The sequence below is a fragment of the Coprothermobacter sp. genome, assembly GCA_013824685.1.
Taxonomy (GTDB): Bacteria; Caldisericota; Caldisericia; order Cryosericales; family Cryosericaceae; genus Cryosericum.
On sequence record PNOG01000008.1, the window covers coordinates 1 to 13,981 of the forward strand.

Annotated in this window: 15 protein-coding genes and 1 pseudogene; 8 read left to right on the forward strand and 8 right to left on the reverse strand. The window is 58.3% G+C overall.

Annotation, left to right across the window (positions count from 1 at the left end):
* Positions 1-140: 140 nt before the first annotated feature.
* The gene (locus C0398_02005; protein ID MBA4364764.1) at positions 141-362 is read right to left on the reverse strand and encodes a hypothetical protein; all 222 of its coding nucleotides are present in this window, start codon (positions 360-362) and stop codon (positions 141-143) included.
* Positions 363-467: 105 nt separating this feature from the next.
* Between C0398_02005 and C0398_02010 the strand changes: the two genes are divergently transcribed.
* Positions 468-674, forward strand: a complete 207-nt coding sequence (locus C0398_02010) for a hypothetical protein (GenBank protein MBA4364765.1) — start codon at positions 468-470, stop codon at positions 672-674.
* Here the strand turns inward: C0398_02010 and C0398_02015 are convergent.
* The 3 genes from C0398_02015 to C0398_02025 form a co-directional block, all read right to left on the reverse strand.
* Positions 671-1,870, reverse strand: coding sequence for an acetate kinase (locus C0398_02015; protein MBA4364766.1), 1,200 nt, complete (start codon positions 1,868-1,870; stop codon positions 671-673). The two genes, C0398_02010 and C0398_02015, sit on opposite strands and share 4 nt — an antisense overlap.
* Positions 1,867-2,760 carry a 3-hydroxybutyryl-CoA dehydrogenase gene (locus tag C0398_02020; GenBank protein MBA4364767.1) on the reverse strand — a complete coding sequence of 298 codons (894 nt, stop codon included), beginning with the start codon at positions 2,758-2,760 and terminating at the stop codon, positions 1,867-1,869. Before C0398_02020 ends, C0398_02015 begins: the two co-directional genes overlap by 4 nt.
* A gap of 63 nt (positions 2,761-2,823) precedes the next feature.
* The gene (locus C0398_02025) at positions 2,824-3,297 is read right to left on the reverse strand and encodes a hypothetical protein (protein MBA4364768.1); all 474 of its coding nucleotides are present in this window, start codon (positions 3,295-3,297) and stop codon (positions 2,824-2,826) included.
* A 210-nt stretch (positions 3,298-3,507) separates the two neighbouring features.
* Between C0398_02025 and C0398_02030 the strand changes: the two genes are divergently transcribed.
* From C0398_02030 to C0398_02050, 5 genes are all read left to right on the forward strand, one after another.
* Positions 3,508-4,125: a hypothetical protein gene (locus tag C0398_02030; protein ID MBA4364769.1), complete on the forward strand. Its 618-nt coding sequence runs from the start codon at positions 3,508-3,510 to the stop codon at positions 4,123-4,125.
* A 357-nt stretch (positions 4,126-4,482) separates the two neighbouring features.
* Entirely contained in the window at positions 4,483-6,006 is a 1,524-nt protein-coding gene (locus C0398_02035) for a heme ABC transporter ATP-binding protein (protein MBA4364770.1), read from the forward strand.
* A 125-nt stretch (positions 6,007-6,131) separates the two neighbouring features.
* Positions 6,132-7,223 carry an ABC transporter permease gene (locus C0398_02040; protein MBA4364771.1) on the forward strand — a complete coding sequence of 364 codons (1,092 nt, stop codon included), beginning with the start codon at positions 6,132-6,134 and terminating at the stop codon, positions 7,221-7,223.
* A complete protein-coding gene (locus C0398_02045) occupies positions 7,220-8,167 on the forward strand; it encodes an ABC transporter permease (protein ID MBA4364772.1) in 948 nt (315 codons plus the stop codon). Before C0398_02040 ends, C0398_02045 begins: the two co-directional genes overlap by 4 nt.
* A 73-nt stretch (positions 8,168-8,240) precedes the next feature.
* Positions 8,241-9,455 carry an adenosylhomocysteinase gene (locus C0398_02050; protein MBA4364773.1) on the forward strand — a complete coding sequence of 405 codons (1,215 nt, stop codon included), beginning with the start codon at positions 8,241-8,243 and terminating at the stop codon, positions 9,453-9,455.
* An 86-nt stretch (positions 9,456-9,541) separates the two neighbouring features.
* Here C0398_02050 and C0398_02055 read toward each other — a convergent pair whose 3' ends face one another.
* The 4 genes from C0398_02055 to C0398_02070 are packed head-to-tail and all read right to left on the reverse strand — an operon-like array spanning position 9,542 to position 12,645.
* On the reverse strand, positions 9,542-10,624 hold the full coding sequence (locus tag C0398_02055; GenBank protein MBA4364774.1) for a hypothetical protein: 1,083 nt from the start codon (positions 10,622-10,624) through the stop codon (positions 9,542-9,544).
* Complete coding sequence (xth, locus tag C0398_02060) at positions 10,509-11,264, reverse strand: exodeoxyribonuclease III (GenBank protein ID MBA4364775.1); 756 nt, start codon at positions 11,262-11,264, stop codon at positions 10,509-10,511. Before xth ends, C0398_02055 begins: the two co-directional genes overlap by 116 nt.
* Positions 11,265-11,267: 3 nt before the next feature.
* On the reverse strand, positions 11,268-11,870 hold the full coding sequence (locus C0398_02065; protein ID MBA4364776.1) for a hypothetical protein: 603 nt from the start codon (positions 11,868-11,870) through the stop codon (positions 11,268-11,270).
* Entirely contained in the window at positions 11,863-12,645 is a 783-nt protein-coding gene (locus C0398_02070; protein ID MBA4364777.1) for a hypothetical protein, read from the reverse strand. Before C0398_02070 ends, C0398_02065 begins: the two co-directional genes overlap by 8 nt.
* 168 nt (positions 12,646-12,813) lie before the next feature.
* Between C0398_02070 and C0398_02075 the strand changes: the two are divergent.
* Together C0398_02075 and C0398_02080 are read left to right on the forward strand one after the other, a co-directional pair.
* Positions 12,814-12,894, forward strand: a pseudogene (locus C0398_02075) (serine dehydratase).
* 29 nt (positions 12,895-12,923) lie between these two features.
* The gene (locus C0398_02080; GenBank protein ID MBA4364778.1) at positions 12,924-13,928 is read left to right on the forward strand and encodes an EamA family transporter; all 1,005 of its coding nucleotides are present in this window, start codon (positions 12,924-12,926) and stop codon (positions 13,926-13,928) included.
* Positions 13,929-13,981: the final 53 nt, after the last annotated feature.

Genomic DNA, 13,981 nt, shown 5'->3' on the forward strand with positions numbered 1-13,981 from the left:
GTACTACGATATGAACTTCCCACTAATCAACCTTACGTCACTACTTACCTACCATCGCAGGAGCTTCTTGGAGGACACCACCGGTCTCCGGCGGCAAGAAAAGAGGCGGCTGCCAACGTCGACAAGCTCGCAACACTCGACTACGGCGGCTGTCTAACCGATCTCAAGGGAGCCTGGACTGATGCGGAGAAGAATCTGAATGCGTGTAAGAAGGGCAGCCGCGACCAGTCTTGGTCACCTTCGCGCGCTGTCATGTCGATGGCCTGCCGGAATACTACTGCAATCATTGACCCGGCGGTCCGGATGAACAGCACCCTATACGGGGTCTTCTTTTCGATGTTCAAATTCAGTTTGGTGCACATTCCGGTCTTGTCAAGGCCCCGTATTGCCTCATCTAGTATCTACTCCAAATCGTATCGTTGCCTCACGAATGAATCTACTCCAATTCAGTAGACTGAGGAGGAACCATGGAAGAGGGTGAGCAGAGGAGAGGTGAGGAGACGGGGTTGACCGTGAGACAGCGGCAGGCCGTATTCATCGCACCTTTGGCTACACAGCACCACCAGGGCGACCTCAGTCTCATGGCAATTTTGTCGAGGCAATCACAAGATAGAGAGAAAGCCCACAGCGCTGTCGCACTGTGGGCTTCTTGCCTACTGACGATGGTTGTCTAGTTTGCGGCCACTATCCGACGGGTGTCCCGTGCAATGACCAGTTCCTCGTTGGTCGGGATGACCAGGACCTTGATGCGCGAAGACGGCATGCTGATATCTTCCGCTTCACCGCGCTTCTTTGCGCGATTCTTGTCAGCATCGAGCTCTATACCCAGGAATTCCATGTCCTTGATCACCAGTTCACGGACGATATCGCTGTTCTCGCCTATCCCCCCCGTGAACACGATCGCATCGGCACCGTTCATGGCTGCAATGTACGAACCAATGTACTTCTTGAGCTTGTAGCAGTACACTTCAAGTGCCAGCGTCGCACGTTTGTCGCCCTTGCCAGCCTCTTCCTCAAGAGTGCGGAAGTCATTGCTGATGCCCGAAATGCCCAGAACGCCCGAGTGCTTGTTGAGCAGAGCATTGATTTGCTGAAGGTTCAGTTCTTCCTTCCCCATGATATAGAGTGGGACAGCAGGATCGATGTCTCCGCAGCGCGTCCCCATGGGCAGCCCTTCGAGAGGAGTAAACCCCATGGACGTATCGACGGATTTGCCATGATCGACGGCGGTAATGGAAGAACCATTGCCCAGATGACACGTGATAAGCTTAAGGTCATCGATGGTCCTTCCCAGTATCGCGGCAGCTTCATGCGATACAAAATAGTGACTGGTGCCGTGAAAACCGTATTTGCGGATGTGGTTCCGGGTGTAGAAAACGTAAGGGATCGCATATATAAATGCTTTCTCCGGCATCGTCTGATGGAATGCCGTGTCGAAAACGGCGACCTGAGGAACCTTGGGCAACAGGTACGAGATGGAGTAGATGCCCGCCAGGTTCGGCGGATTGTGGAGAGGTGCGATGTCAATGCACTCCTCGATCTTGGCCACCACCTCGGGGGTAATCAGCGTCGATTCCGAAAACGACTCGGCCCCATGGACCACGCGGTGCCCGACAGCCTGAATGTCCTTGATGCTCGTGAGGGCACCCTTTTCTGGGCCGACCAGAGCCTTCAGGATAAGCTCGATGCCGGCCTGGTGCTCAAGGATCTCGTGGACAGAGACGACCTTCTTCCGTCCGGCAACCGTGTGATTGAGCTGCGCCTGGGCCGTGCCGATCTTCTCCAGCAGGCCTTCGGCCAGCTGCTGATCATCGTCGTACAGCTTGTACTTGATAGAAGAACTGCCACAGTTCAGGACCAGAACCTTCATATCTTCTCCTCCATGTTCTCGACACAAGTCTCATAGCTGTAGAAGCCCTTGCCGGTCTTCACTCCCAGGTGCCCACGTCGAGCCAGGTTCCGGATAAGCGCCTGTGGACGATATCGAGTCTCGCCCAGCTCGCTGAAGAGGTGCTCCGACCACCCGAGGACGATATCCAGCCCGATCTGGTCAGCAAGGGCAAACGGGCCCTTGTTGAAGCCGAAACCAAGGCGCATGGCGACATCGATGTCCTCCTTGCTGGCTGTTCCTTCCTGGTAGAGCATGATGGCTTCGTTGATAAGGGGAACGACAAGACGCGCCGTGATGTAGCCGGGGTTCTCGAGTACGTCGACGGGGGTCTTGCCCATGCGGCGTGCCAGTTCCTTCGCACGGTCGACGGTTGTCTGAGACGTATGGACACCTCGCACCATCTCGACAAGCTTGATCGCTGGAACGGGCGCGAGGAAGTGCATGCCTACGAGACGCTCCTTGTTGACCATCTTCAGCGCGATGTCAGTGATGGGCAGGATGGCAGTGTTGCTGACATAGGTGACCTCACCGGGGCACATGTGTTCAAGCTGGGCCTCAAGCTGGGCAAACAGATCCTGCTTGGCCCCAAGATCATCCGGAATGGCCTCAATGACAAGGTCGACGCTGCCCACGTCACTACGGTTCAACGTGAACTTGATGTGAGAAAGCAGGACCTTCTTCTCTGATCCCGTGATACCCCATCGCTGGAGTTCAAGATTGAGGCTGTTCTCAATGCTCTGGCGGGCATGCGACAGTCCGTCCTCCGTTTGATCGACGAGTACCACCTCGAGACCGTGCGCTGCTGCGTCCTGAGCAATTCCCGCTCCCATGACGCCGGCACCAAACACCGCAATCCTTCGAATCTCCATGTACACCTCTCCTGTTACCAGATAGGAAGAGTGGCACGCAGTGCGCCCACTCTAATCCTCACGTTAGTGCAGGTCTCCTCTGCTCTCGCGCATCTCGTCGTCGCTGAGGCCGAAGTAGTGGCCCAGTTCATGCAGGACCACGTGCTGGACAAGAGGCATCAGCTCGTCGATCGTATCGACCGAGGACTCGAGGGGGACCTTGAACACGCTGATTTTGTCGGGAAGAGTGCCACTGTAGTGCGGCCCCCGGTCCCTGAGTGGAACCCCCTGGTACAACCCCAGCAGGCCGTAGCCGTTGGCAACTCCGGTACGCTTCAGGACATCCATGGGAGGAAAATCCTCGACGACGACGTCGATATTCTTGAGCGCCGTCCTGAACTGGTCAGGAAGCGTGACAAGAGCAACGAGCACGAGTTCTTCGAAGTCCTTCTGTTCCAGTTCAATCACGACGCATCCTGCTCCTTGATTCGACCAATAGATATCATGTATCATACCACAACCCTTTGAGAGACCAACACCGTTGTGTGACGCGGGCATCTGCAACACCGACCTGCGCGGCCGGGCTCCTCGCCATAACACCGTACATACTCACAATTCTTGCATTACGGCAGGACTTCCTCTAGTATATCGTAGAGGGATGCCGCAAGGCATGCAACTGAGCACCAGGACTGGCTGGAGCTTTCTGGCTCATCTCCTGGTGCCCAGCCCCTCAGCGATCGACCGCACCGTGTGCCTTAGGAGGTATTCATGAAACAACGCAATGTCGTTCGCACCATCTACTTGTATGTCGTCACCGTGGTCGGGATCGTCATGGCTCTTACCGGCCTTATCGGGGCAATCACCAGTGTCCTCAACACGTACGTCTTCCGTCTGATCACATCGGACAGCATGCAGAACGAACTGGCCTCCCTGCTGACCTTTGCCTCCGCAGTGGCAGTCGGCGTGCCAGTCTGGCTGTACCATTGGGGCATCATCCAGGAAACACGCCAGCATGCGCCAGCATTTGCGACAACCGGTCCCGCAGAGACGAGCGAAACCATCACAGCCACCCCGACGCCACAACCGGAGATGCGCCGAGATCTCATCAGAAGGCTCTACATCTATCTGCTGTCCGCCATTGGGCTGTTCATTGTCATGTTCAACCTCGTCAACATCGCTCCCAGTATCTATAGGGCGTTCTTCATGTCGCTGGATCCGATGATGTCGCCCGTGAAACCGGACGACGTCAGTCGCGTCTCGCCGATCAATACGTACTCGATCCAAAGCCTTATCAGGAACATCGTCGCCATCCTTGTCGGGACTCCTGTCTGGTTGTACCACTGGCATCTCGGACAGCGCGAGCACCGCGACCTGCTGGGCGACTGATACAAGCGACACAACTCACAGACCTGCTCAGAACTACCCTTTCAACGAAGGCACAATGTCCCTTGCAGCAACTCAATCGCAAGTCTGTAAAGGGCTTTGCGCCTTCTTGTTTTGAGGTCGTTTGGTATATAATAGCTACGTGGCAACCAATCCTGCTGAGGAGAAGAATGGATGAGGAAACTGTTCCCGGGCCCCCTGGCCCTGGCTCCTGCAGCCGCCGTGTTGACGGACTACGAGAGGACTGGTCTGGACGGTCCCAACTTCCTGCCATGGTATACGGTCAGCCCATGACAGGAAGATCCTGGCGCCAGGGGGGTGCAGTACCTGCCCTCTCCGCCGTTGCGAGGGAGTGAAGCTATGAAAGCACTGGAAGTACGCGGCATCTCCAAGATGTTCCCAGGGAACCTTGCGAACGACAACATCTCGTTCTCGGTGGAGAAGGGGGAGATTTTTGCCATCGTCGGCGAAAACGGTGCGGGCAAGAGTACTCTGATGAACATCATCTACGGCATCTACGCGGCATCGGGCGGAGACCTTCTGGTCAATGAGAAGGAAGTCAAGATTCGTTCGGTCGAGGATGCTATCAAGCTCCGGATGGGTATGGTGCACCAAGAGTTCATGCTGATTCCAAGGTTCACCGTCACTCAGAACATCGTCATCGGCGATGAGCCGCACAAGGGTATCTTCTTTGACTACGGCAGGGCACTGCGCGAAGTCCGGGAGCTCTCAAAGCGCGTCTCGCTGACCGTGGACGCCTCTGCTCTTGTAGGCGACCTGCCCGTCGGCGTCCAGCAGCGTGTCGAAATCCTCAAGGTGCTGCGCAGAGGAGCTGAGATCCTCATTTTCGATGAGCCCACAGCCGTCCTCACACCTGAGGAGACTGTCGAGCTGTTCGTGACCATGCGTAAGCTGCAGGCGGAGGGAAAGACGATCCTGTTCATCAGCCACAAGCTGAAAGAGGTCATGGAGATCGCCGACCGCATAGCGGTCCTGCGTCGCGGCAAGCTGCAGGGCATCGTGAACAAGAAGGACACGAACGAAGAGGAACTGGCTCGCATGATGGTCGGTCGCAACGTCGTCCTCGAGATCCCCAGGGTCGACGTGGAAGTGGGAGCTGTGGCATTTGCGTGTCACGATCTGCACGTCAGAAACAAGCGCGGATACGAGGCCGTCAAAGGCATGAGCCTTGAGGTCCGCGGCGGAGAGATCGTCGGCATTGCGGGCGTCCAGGGCAACGGCCAGGACGAACTGGTCAACGCCATGATCGGGTTCTCGCATCCAATTTCGGGTTCGATGGAACTCAACGGAAAGAGCATGCGCATGGTCACCACAGCCCAACTGCGCAAGGAAGGCATGAGCTACATCACCGAAGACCGTGGGCGCAGAGGTCTTGTCATGCCGTACACGGTACGCGAGAACTCTGTCATGGGCCAGCACTTGAGCGGGCCGTTCAGCAAGGGCATCAGGATGAACTACGACAAGGTTGGGGAGTTTGCCGAAGGGAAGGTCAAGGAATATGACATCCGCCCTGGTGACGTCTATGACACGGCAGGATCCCTGTCCGGCGGCAACCAGCAGAAGCTTATCCTGGCCCGTGAGCTGTCGCTGCCACACAACTTCCTGATCGCTTCGCAGCCGACACGCGGCCTGGACGTTGGCGCCACCGAATTCGTCTATCACAAGCTGCTTGAGGAGAAGAAGGCTGGCAAGGCCATCCTGCTCATCTCACTCGAACTCTCCGAGATCCTCGGCCTGTCCGACCGCATTCTGGTCATGTTTGAAGGGCGCATCGTCGGAGAGACAACCCCGGACAAGACGACCGAAGAGGCCCTGGGTCTTCTGATGCTCGGCGTCGGTATCGACAAGAAGGTGCAATCGTGAGCGAAAGCAATTTCACCAGCAAGTTCCTCAAAGCCTTCGGTATCGACAACCAGGGACACAATCGGAGAGACCCTCTGAACGTCTGGGTCCCCCTCATCTCCGTGGGCCTGGCTCTGATCGTCGGCATGATTGTCATAGCCGCCTCCGGGCGAAATCCGTTCCGGGCATACGCACTTCTGTTTGGCGATTCGGGGCTCATTCCCGGTGGGTCGGCATGGCGGCGCGAGTTCGCCGAACTGCTCATCAAGAGCGCCATGTACATTGCGACGGGTCTCTCGGTCGCCCTGGCATTCAAGGGTGGCCTGTTCAACATCGGCGCCGAGGGCCAGTTCTGGGTAGGCGCCATCGTAGCGACCTTCTTCGGATACTGGACTCCTGTAGCCCACACGTTTGGGGCTATGTACGTCGCTCTGGGGACCTTCGGCTGGATAGCGCAACTCTTGCATGGAGCCATCTGTATCATCATGGGAATGCTTGCGGGCGGCGCATGGGCGGCAGTCGCCGGCTATCTTTATGTCAAGCGCGGCGTCAACATCGTCATCGGCACGATCATGCTCAACTGGATCGCCTGGTTCCTGATCACAAGCTGGCTGGTGCTCGGACCAATGACGCCTCCCTCTCAGACGTTCACTTCTGGCTCCTTCTATGTGACTGACACGGCCAAGCTGTTGAGGATCATGATGCCGACACGCCTCAACACCAGTATTTTGCTCGTGTTGATCGCGACGTATGCCACCTGGTTCCTCCTGTACAAGACGACGGTCGGCTATGAGATCCGCGCCATCGGCTACACCGCCAACATTGGCATGGAAGCCCCGCGGGCACAGGGTATCAACGTCAGCCGCCGCATCCTGCAGCTCATGTTCTTCTCCGGAAGCCTTGCCGCGCTCGGCGGCTCCTTCTTCATCCTGGGTCTGACCTATCAGTTCCCCAACACCGCGACCATGGGATACGGCTGGACTGGTATCGGCATCGCGTTGATCGGCCAGAGCGAACCCCTGGGTGTCGTACTGGCAGGATTGTTCATTGGAGCGCTGCGTACCGGAGCCACGTCCATGCAGGTCGCCAACATCCCCAAGACGTTCTCCAACATCATCGAGGGCATGGCCGTCGGCTTCATCGCCCTGCAGGTTGCCGTGCGATACTACCTGGTCAAGATCATCCAGCGCCGCCGCACGCGTACGAACCCGCCAGCAGACCAGGAGGCCCCAGCATGAACATCACACAGATCAACCTCACGATTGCTCAGATGCTGGACTACACTACGCCGATCCTGTTTGCCGCGCTGTGTGGCGTCCTCAGCGAAAGCGCAGGTGTCGTCAACATTGGTTTGGACGGCATCATGCGTTTTGGCGCCTTCTTCGGGCTGCTCGGCGCATTCTTCTCTCACTCCCCCTGGATCGGCCTGCTACTCGGTATCGCCGTCGGCTGCCTTGTGGGAGCGCTCCACGCCTTCATCACCATCAGGTGGAATGGTGATCAGACCGTCGCCGGAACAGCCGTCAACGTCATCGCTGTCGGCCTCATGACGTATTTGCTGGAATTCGTCTTCAGCACAACCGGGTACTCGCCGCAGCTCCAGAACTACTTTGGGGCTCAGGCCTACCGCGTGCAGCTCCCCTTCCTTGCCAAGATCCCCTTTCTGGGTGCCTTCTCCAACCTGTCGTTCATGATTTGGTTCGGCTTCATCTGTACGGTTCTCATGCATGTGCTCCTGTACCACACGGTCCTCGGCCTGCGCATCCGTACGTGTGGCGAGAATCCCAAGGCGGCAACGACACTTGGCATCAATGTGTTCCGCGTTCGCTGGTTCGCCGTCGTCGCGGGGGCAGCGCTCGCGGGCATAGGTGGTGCTACGCTGTCCATCAGCTCATTCTCGGGGTTCAGCGACTCCATGCCCAACGGTGTCGGGTTCATTGGCCTCGCCGCAATGATCTTTGGCAAGTGGACCCCGTTCGGCGCTCTCGGGGCGGCACTCCTGTTTGGAACGGGCCAGATCGTGCAGTCCATCATCGCCGTCACAGGTATTGCCCCAAAGCTGGCACCCGGTCTCACACTCATCCTCCCCTACGTTCTTACGCTGGCTGTCCTGGCTGGGTTCGTCGGCAAGTCCATCGCTCCCGCAGCAGACGGCCGCCCGTACTACAAGGAACAGCGCTAGTCGATTCTTTCCAGGGCCGCCGCGGGGACATCGTCCTCCGGTGGCCCGTTCATATCTTCCACGGAGGTGGGTCATGAGCATCCAGTCGGGTGAACAGAAAATGCAGTGGGCGATCCGTCACATGCCGATCCTGTCATCGGTTGCCGAGCGCTTCGAGAACGAACGGCCCTTTGCCGGGCTCAATGTGGTCATTGCTCTCCACCTGGAGGCCAAGACGGCCAACCTGGCCTACGTGATGCTGCGCGGCGGCGCCAATGTCGCCATTACGGCGTCCAACCCCATCACCACGCAGGACGACGTGGCCCAGGCACTTGCAGAACGCGGAGTCACGGTCTTCGCCAAACGGGGTGAGACGCCAGCGGAGTACAAGGAATACTTCAGCAACGTCCTGGCCACCAAGCCCAACCTGCTGATCGATGACGGTGGGGATCTCGTGAACGCCGTTCACTTTGAGCATCCTGAGCTGCTGCCCGCCATTGTGGGAGCATGCGAAGAGACGACGACCGGAGTCATCCGTGACCGTGCGCTGGCCCGCGCAGGCAAACTGTCGTTCCCAGTCATCGGGGTGAACGAGGGCCTGTGCAAGCACCTCTTCGACAACCGTTTCGGCACAGGGCAGTCCGCCTGGGACGGTATTCTGCGGACGACCAACATGAACGTCGCTGGCAAGGTCGTGGTCGTCGCTGGGTACGGATGGGTCGGCAAGGGTGTAGCCATGCGTGCCAGAGGCCTCGGCGCCCAAGTCGTCGTTACAGAAGTCGATCCCGTCAAAGCTGTCGAAGCCCACATGGAAGGCTATCAGGTCATGCCCATGCTCGAGGCCGCCAGAATCGGTGAGATCTTCATTACGTGCACGGGCGACGACAAGGTCATCACCAAGGAGCACTTCGGCGTCATGAAGGACGGCGCAATCCTGTGCAATGCTGGGCACTTCGATGTCGAAGTCGACGTTCAACACTTGAGGAACAAGGACCCTCAGCACCACGAAGTTCGGCACAACATCGAGGAGTATGCTTGCGACGGCAAACATTTCTATGTCCTGGGCGAGGGGCGCCTTGTCAACCTGGCATGTGCCGACGGGCACCCCATCGAGATCATGGACCTGACATTCGCGTTGCAGGCGCTGTCGGCCGAGTATCTGGTCAGACACCAGGAGTCTCTGCCCAAGGAACTCATCAATGTACCCGAGACGATCGACGACATGGCATCGAGAGCATTCCTTGCATCCCGCGGCCTGTCCATCGACACGCTGACCGAAGAGCAGACAAGGTATCTCGGCTCGTACTAGACCTCAGAGGCAGGCATAGATCGCGCCGAAGCGAAGGGCCGGACGTTACGTCCGGCCCTTCGCACTGAAACGTTCGGGAAACGGTTCTAGCCCAGGGCGTACCAATTGCCCCCGTCGCGCTTGACCCGGTATAACGCTTCATGCGCTCGTGCGATGACGTCAGTGGCTGACTTGTCCTTGTAGTCCACCATCGACCCCCCGACCGAAACGGAGATCTCGATAACGTTTGTCTTGCTCTCCGGCGACGACAGGACCGAGTGATGGACGAGCTCGACGATCCGTTCACTGAGCTTCTCGATTCCCTCGAGTTCGATCAGCGGACACACAATGATAAACTCGTCGTCGCCAAACCGGGCGAGGAAATCCATTGAGCGCATCGAGCGCTGCACAACAGAGGCGACAAGCTTCAGTGCTTCGTCTCCTGCCAGATGTCCAAAGCTGTCGTTGATGCTCTTGAACTTGTCGACATCGATCATGACAAGGCCAAACCGCTGGAAATGCCGCTTGAACAGCCCGTATTGCTGCTCCAGGATTGTGTCGATGTAGCGCCGATTGTAGAGACCGGTCAGCTGGTCGACGATCGACACGTCAGATAGCTGCTTCAACTTCTCCGCAAGAGTACTTCCAGCTACTGACTGAAGTTCGCCGAATATCTCTACGCCGTACCGTTCATCTCCAACCTGGAGGACCGACGCCTTGATGTAGACAGCCACCCGCTCTCCGTCTTTCCTCTTGAGGAAAACCTCCTTGGCCTCCTGCCGCTCGCCGGTCTCGATGCATTTTTGCAGCGGGCACCCGTCGAAACACAGGTTCTTGCCGAGGACGTCAGTATGGACCAGGATGTTGTCGTAGCAGTGCCCGTTCAGAACCTCCTCAGACGAATAGCCGGTAATGCGTTCCGCCCCCTTGCTCCAGAAGACGATCTCGCGCTCCCCGGTCGTCACGTACGCGCCGTCCGAAACAGCGTCCAGGATCTCGCGTAGACTACTGTCAAGTACTCCTGTAATCATCTTTCCCTCCTGATTGGCGCAAATCGTGTGACCCGCCCTGGAGTCACGAGATGGTGACGACGACGGGAGTGTGATCTGAAGGCTTCTCCCAGCGCCTCGGCTCGATGTCGACCATGCAGTCGGTGACGCTGGCAGACAGCGCCTCCGAACCCCATGCATAGTCGATGCGCATGCCCATGCGGCGCTTGAACATGTTCATGCGGTAGTCCCACCAGGTAAACTGCTGCTCGCCATGGAATCTGCGGAAAAGGTCGACGAACCCCCACCCGCGTAGATTCTCGAGCACCTCACGCTCTTCCTGCATGAAGCCGATGGCGTCTTGCATCTCCTCGGGAGCCCAGACGTCCTGGGGATCCCTGGCCACGTTGAAATCGCCCATGAACAACAGCGAATGGTCTCTGGGATACGTCGTGTCGAGATACGTCCGAAATTGCTGAAAGAACTGAAGTTTGTGCAGAAATGCTTCGTCGCCACGTTCGCCACCATGTGGTAGATACCCGTCGATCAGCGTGACACCCCCAATATCCACTGCCAGAATCCGGCTCGGATCATTGCCGGCCCAGCCCCTGACGACGCCGGAGATGGGCAGTCTGGATGCGATAGCAACGCCGTTATAGGTCTTCTGGCCCGACATTGCAACCTGATATCCCAGTGCCTCGAACTCTGCCACAGGAAATGTCTCATCGACTGTCTTGGTCTCCTGCATGGCGAGAACGTCCACCTGTGACTCCTCCAGCCACCTCTGGACAACGGGCAGACGAGCACGCACTGAGTTCACGTTCCACGTCGCTATCTTCATGGCTCACTCCTCATGAATATTGTAGGCAGGTTTCCGCCCGATTGCACGGCCTCTACCGGCGGTCCTTGCCATAGCTACTGCAAGGCGTTGTCGATCCCACAGTTCGACCCCCGACCTTGCCGCCAGTTCCCGGGCTGATTCCGTGAACCCGCTGCTCGCGACGACCATGGCACGCGTGCCACGGTAGTATTGCGCTGCTCCCAGAGCTTCCTGAACAGCGCCGATGCCGACGTTGCCGGCGTACCTCTTCGCCTGCACGACGATACGCTGACGAGGCGACGTCAGCACCAGGTCTGCCCCGAAGTCATGACTCATACCGACACGTTGGACGCGGTAGCCCAAATGGAAAAACAGCACTGCCAGGAATTCCTCGAACTGCGTGCCGTCCATGGTGTCGATGGAATGCAGCGTTGCGCCGTGAAACACGCGGTCGCGACGCATCCGGATGGCGATGCCGGCCACTGCTATGAGAACAAGAAGCGCGGCAGTCGCCGCCAGGGAAGGAACGAATGGCAAGAATGCATTCCAGCCGGCAGTCACGGTCCTGGAAACCCACTGCGCTGTCCGCTGCTGCAGCACTCCCAGAGCCCCGTGGATGTCAGGCAAGCAGGGCCTCGATCTCCGCCCTTCTGCTCATGACGGCATCATACCCCCGCACGACATACGCATGGACATCCGAAGGCTCACAGCCCTTGAGATCAGGCCGGATGACAAGGTCAGCCCTCTCGAGCTCCGGCTGTGCGACGTTGTTGAGCATCAGGTTGAGCGAACGCTCGAGAAGCTTGGCGACGTTCAGGCTGGGCTTGTACTCGCCTGCCTGGAGCGGGTCATACAGTGATACCGCGATAACGCTCGTGGCGCCCCGCTTCCGCAGCTCCGTCACAGGGACCGGCAGCGACATGCCGCCATCCACCAGATATTTGTCGCCGAACTTGACGAGGGGAAACACGCCTGGTACGCAAAAGCTCCCGGACAATGGACCCCAGACGTCCCCACTGTCGAAAACAAGAGCTCTGCCAGTCTCCACGTCGGTTGCGGCGATGCAGACGGGTTTCTGGAGAGCCTCAAAAATTGTCACGGGAAGTTCCTTGTGGAGAGAGGCCCGCAGGCGCCAGGGTGTCGTCAGGCCACCCACAGAAACGACAGACCCAATCACCATGGCCACTTGGGCGGCGTGCTTGACGCCGAGGGCTTCCAGGGCAGTCGAGTCGAGGCCCGCTGCGTTGAACACGGCTACCACCGCGCCCATCGAAGCGCCCGAAAACAGGTCGATCTCGACGTGAAGCTCTTCCAGCGCCCGCAGCACACCTATATGCGCATACCCCAGAACCCCGCCCGAACTGAGAGCCAGGCCAAGCTTTTGCTTCCTGCGAGTTCTCATCGTCACTCCTCCTGTTCCGGGGCCGGGAATCGCCCCCTCCTTGGTAGTATATTGCGGATATGGCAGCTGGACAACAGCGCTTCTCGCCACGTCTCCCGGCTTGACACGACCTTCTCCATCGTATACTTGGAGTGAAATCAGGAGGTACACGTGGCCACGTTCGACGTCATGGGACCGATCATGATCGGATCCTCCAGCTCGCACACCGCAGGTGTTGCCAAGATCTGTTATCTGGCACGGCGTGGATTCCTCAGGCCAGTCCTGGAGGTTGAGGGTTCGTGAAGGAACAGACGACGTTTCGCCGGGAACGGCGCATCAGCCGCTCTACCAGCGAGCACTCCGACTTCGCGCGCGGATATCCTATCGCCGTAGCCAGCGCCATCATCCTGTCGACCACCGCCATCTTCATCCGCTACCTCACACAAAACTACAAGATGCCGGCGCTCGTTCTGGCCTTCTGGCGAGACGCGTTCGTGGCGCTCACGATGCTGATTGCACTCGCCATGCTGTGTCCTCGCCTGCTACGCACGGAGCGACGCCACATGGGCTATCTTGTCGCCTATGGCCTCATGCTGACAATGTTCAATTCCTTCTGGACGCTCTCCGTCTCGCTCAACGGAGCAGCCGTGTCGACTGTTCTGGTCTACTCCTCGGCGGCATTCACTGCTCTGCTGGGCAAGTGGCTCCTGAAGGAGCGCCTCGGATGGGTCAAGGTTGTGACAATCGCAGGCTGCGTGGGAGGTTGCGTTCTAATTTCCGGTGCTCTCGAGCCGGGTGCCTGGCAGGCAAACATGACTGGCATCCTGACAGGAACGCTGTCCGGCCTCTGGTACGCGGGCTATAGTCTGATGGGCCGTTCAGCCTCTCAGCGAGGTCTCAACCCCTGGACAACCCTGCTGTACACGTTCGCCTTTGCCGCCGCCTTCCTGCTTTTGCTCAATCTGTCCCTCGGAAGGTTTCTGCCCGGCGCGGCCGTTCGCCCCGCGGACCTGCTGTGGCTTGGAAAAGCCACATGGGGCTGGTTCATCCTCTTCCTCCTGGCGGCAGGTCCCACTGTCGCGGGCTTTGGACTGTACAATGTCAGCCTCGGCTATTTGCCATCGAGTGTCGCCAACCTGATTCTCACCCTCGAGCCGACATTCACCGCAGCAATCGCCTACCTCGTGCTGGGGGAACACCTGAACGGCATCCAGATCGCCGGCAGTCTCCTCATTCTGGGCGGCGTCATCTTTCTGAGACTCTACGAGAACCGGAACAGCATCCATAAACTGAGCACGCCGTAAACCTCGACAGTGTGTGCATCTCCAACTCCCTGCCCCGCATCCTTGCGCTCCGC

Bases quoted from the DNA above. Each gene is read 5' to 3' on its own strand.
- xth (MBA4364775.1), bottom strand. From the start codon at position 11,264: ATGAAGATAGCGACGTGGAACGTGAACTCAGTGCGTGCTCGTCTGCCC.
- C0398_02015 (MBA4364766.1), bottom strand. From the start codon at position 1,870: ATGAAGGTTCTGGTCCTGAACTGTGGCAGTTCTTCTATCAAGTACAAG.
- C0398_02005 (MBA4364764.1), bottom strand. From the start codon at position 362: ATGTGCACCAAACTGAATTTGAACATCGAAAAGAAGACCCCGTATAGG.
- C0398_02030 (MBA4364769.1), top strand. From the start codon at position 3,508: ATGAAACAACGCAATGTCGTTCGCACCATCTACTTGTATGTCGTCACC.
- C0398_02010 (MBA4364765.1), top strand. From the start codon at position 468: ATGGAAGAGGGTGAGCAGAGGAGAGGTGAGGAGACGGGGTTGACCGTG.
- C0398_02035 (MBA4364770.1), top strand. From the start codon at position 4,483: ATGAAAGCACTGGAAGTACGCGGCATCTCCAAGATGTTCCCAGGGAAC.
- C0398_02055 (MBA4364774.1), bottom strand. From the start codon at position 10,624: ATGCATGGGGTTCGGAGGCGCTGTCTGCCAGCGTCACCGACTGCATGG.
- C0398_02045 (MBA4364772.1), top strand. From the start codon at position 7,220: ATGAACATCACACAGATCAACCTCACGATTGCTCAGATGCTGGACTAC.
- C0398_02040 (MBA4364771.1), top strand. From the start codon at position 6,132: ATGATTGTCATAGCCGCCTCCGGGCGAAATCCGTTCCGGGCATACGCA.
- C0398_02050 (MBA4364773.1), top strand. From the start codon at position 8,241: ATGAGCATCCAGTCGGGTGAACAGAAAATGCAGTGGGCGATCCGTCAC.
- C0398_02020 (MBA4364767.1), bottom strand. From the start codon at position 2,760: ATGGAGATTCGAAGGATTGCGGTGTTTGGTGCCGGCGTCATGGGAGCG.
- C0398_02025 (MBA4364768.1), bottom strand. From the start codon at position 3,297: ATGCCCGCGTCACACAACGGTGTTGGTCTCTCAAAGGGTTGTGGTATG.
- C0398_02070 (MBA4364777.1), bottom strand. From the start codon at position 12,645: ATGAGAACTCGCAGGAAGCAAAAGCTTGGCCTGGCTCTCAGTTCGGGC.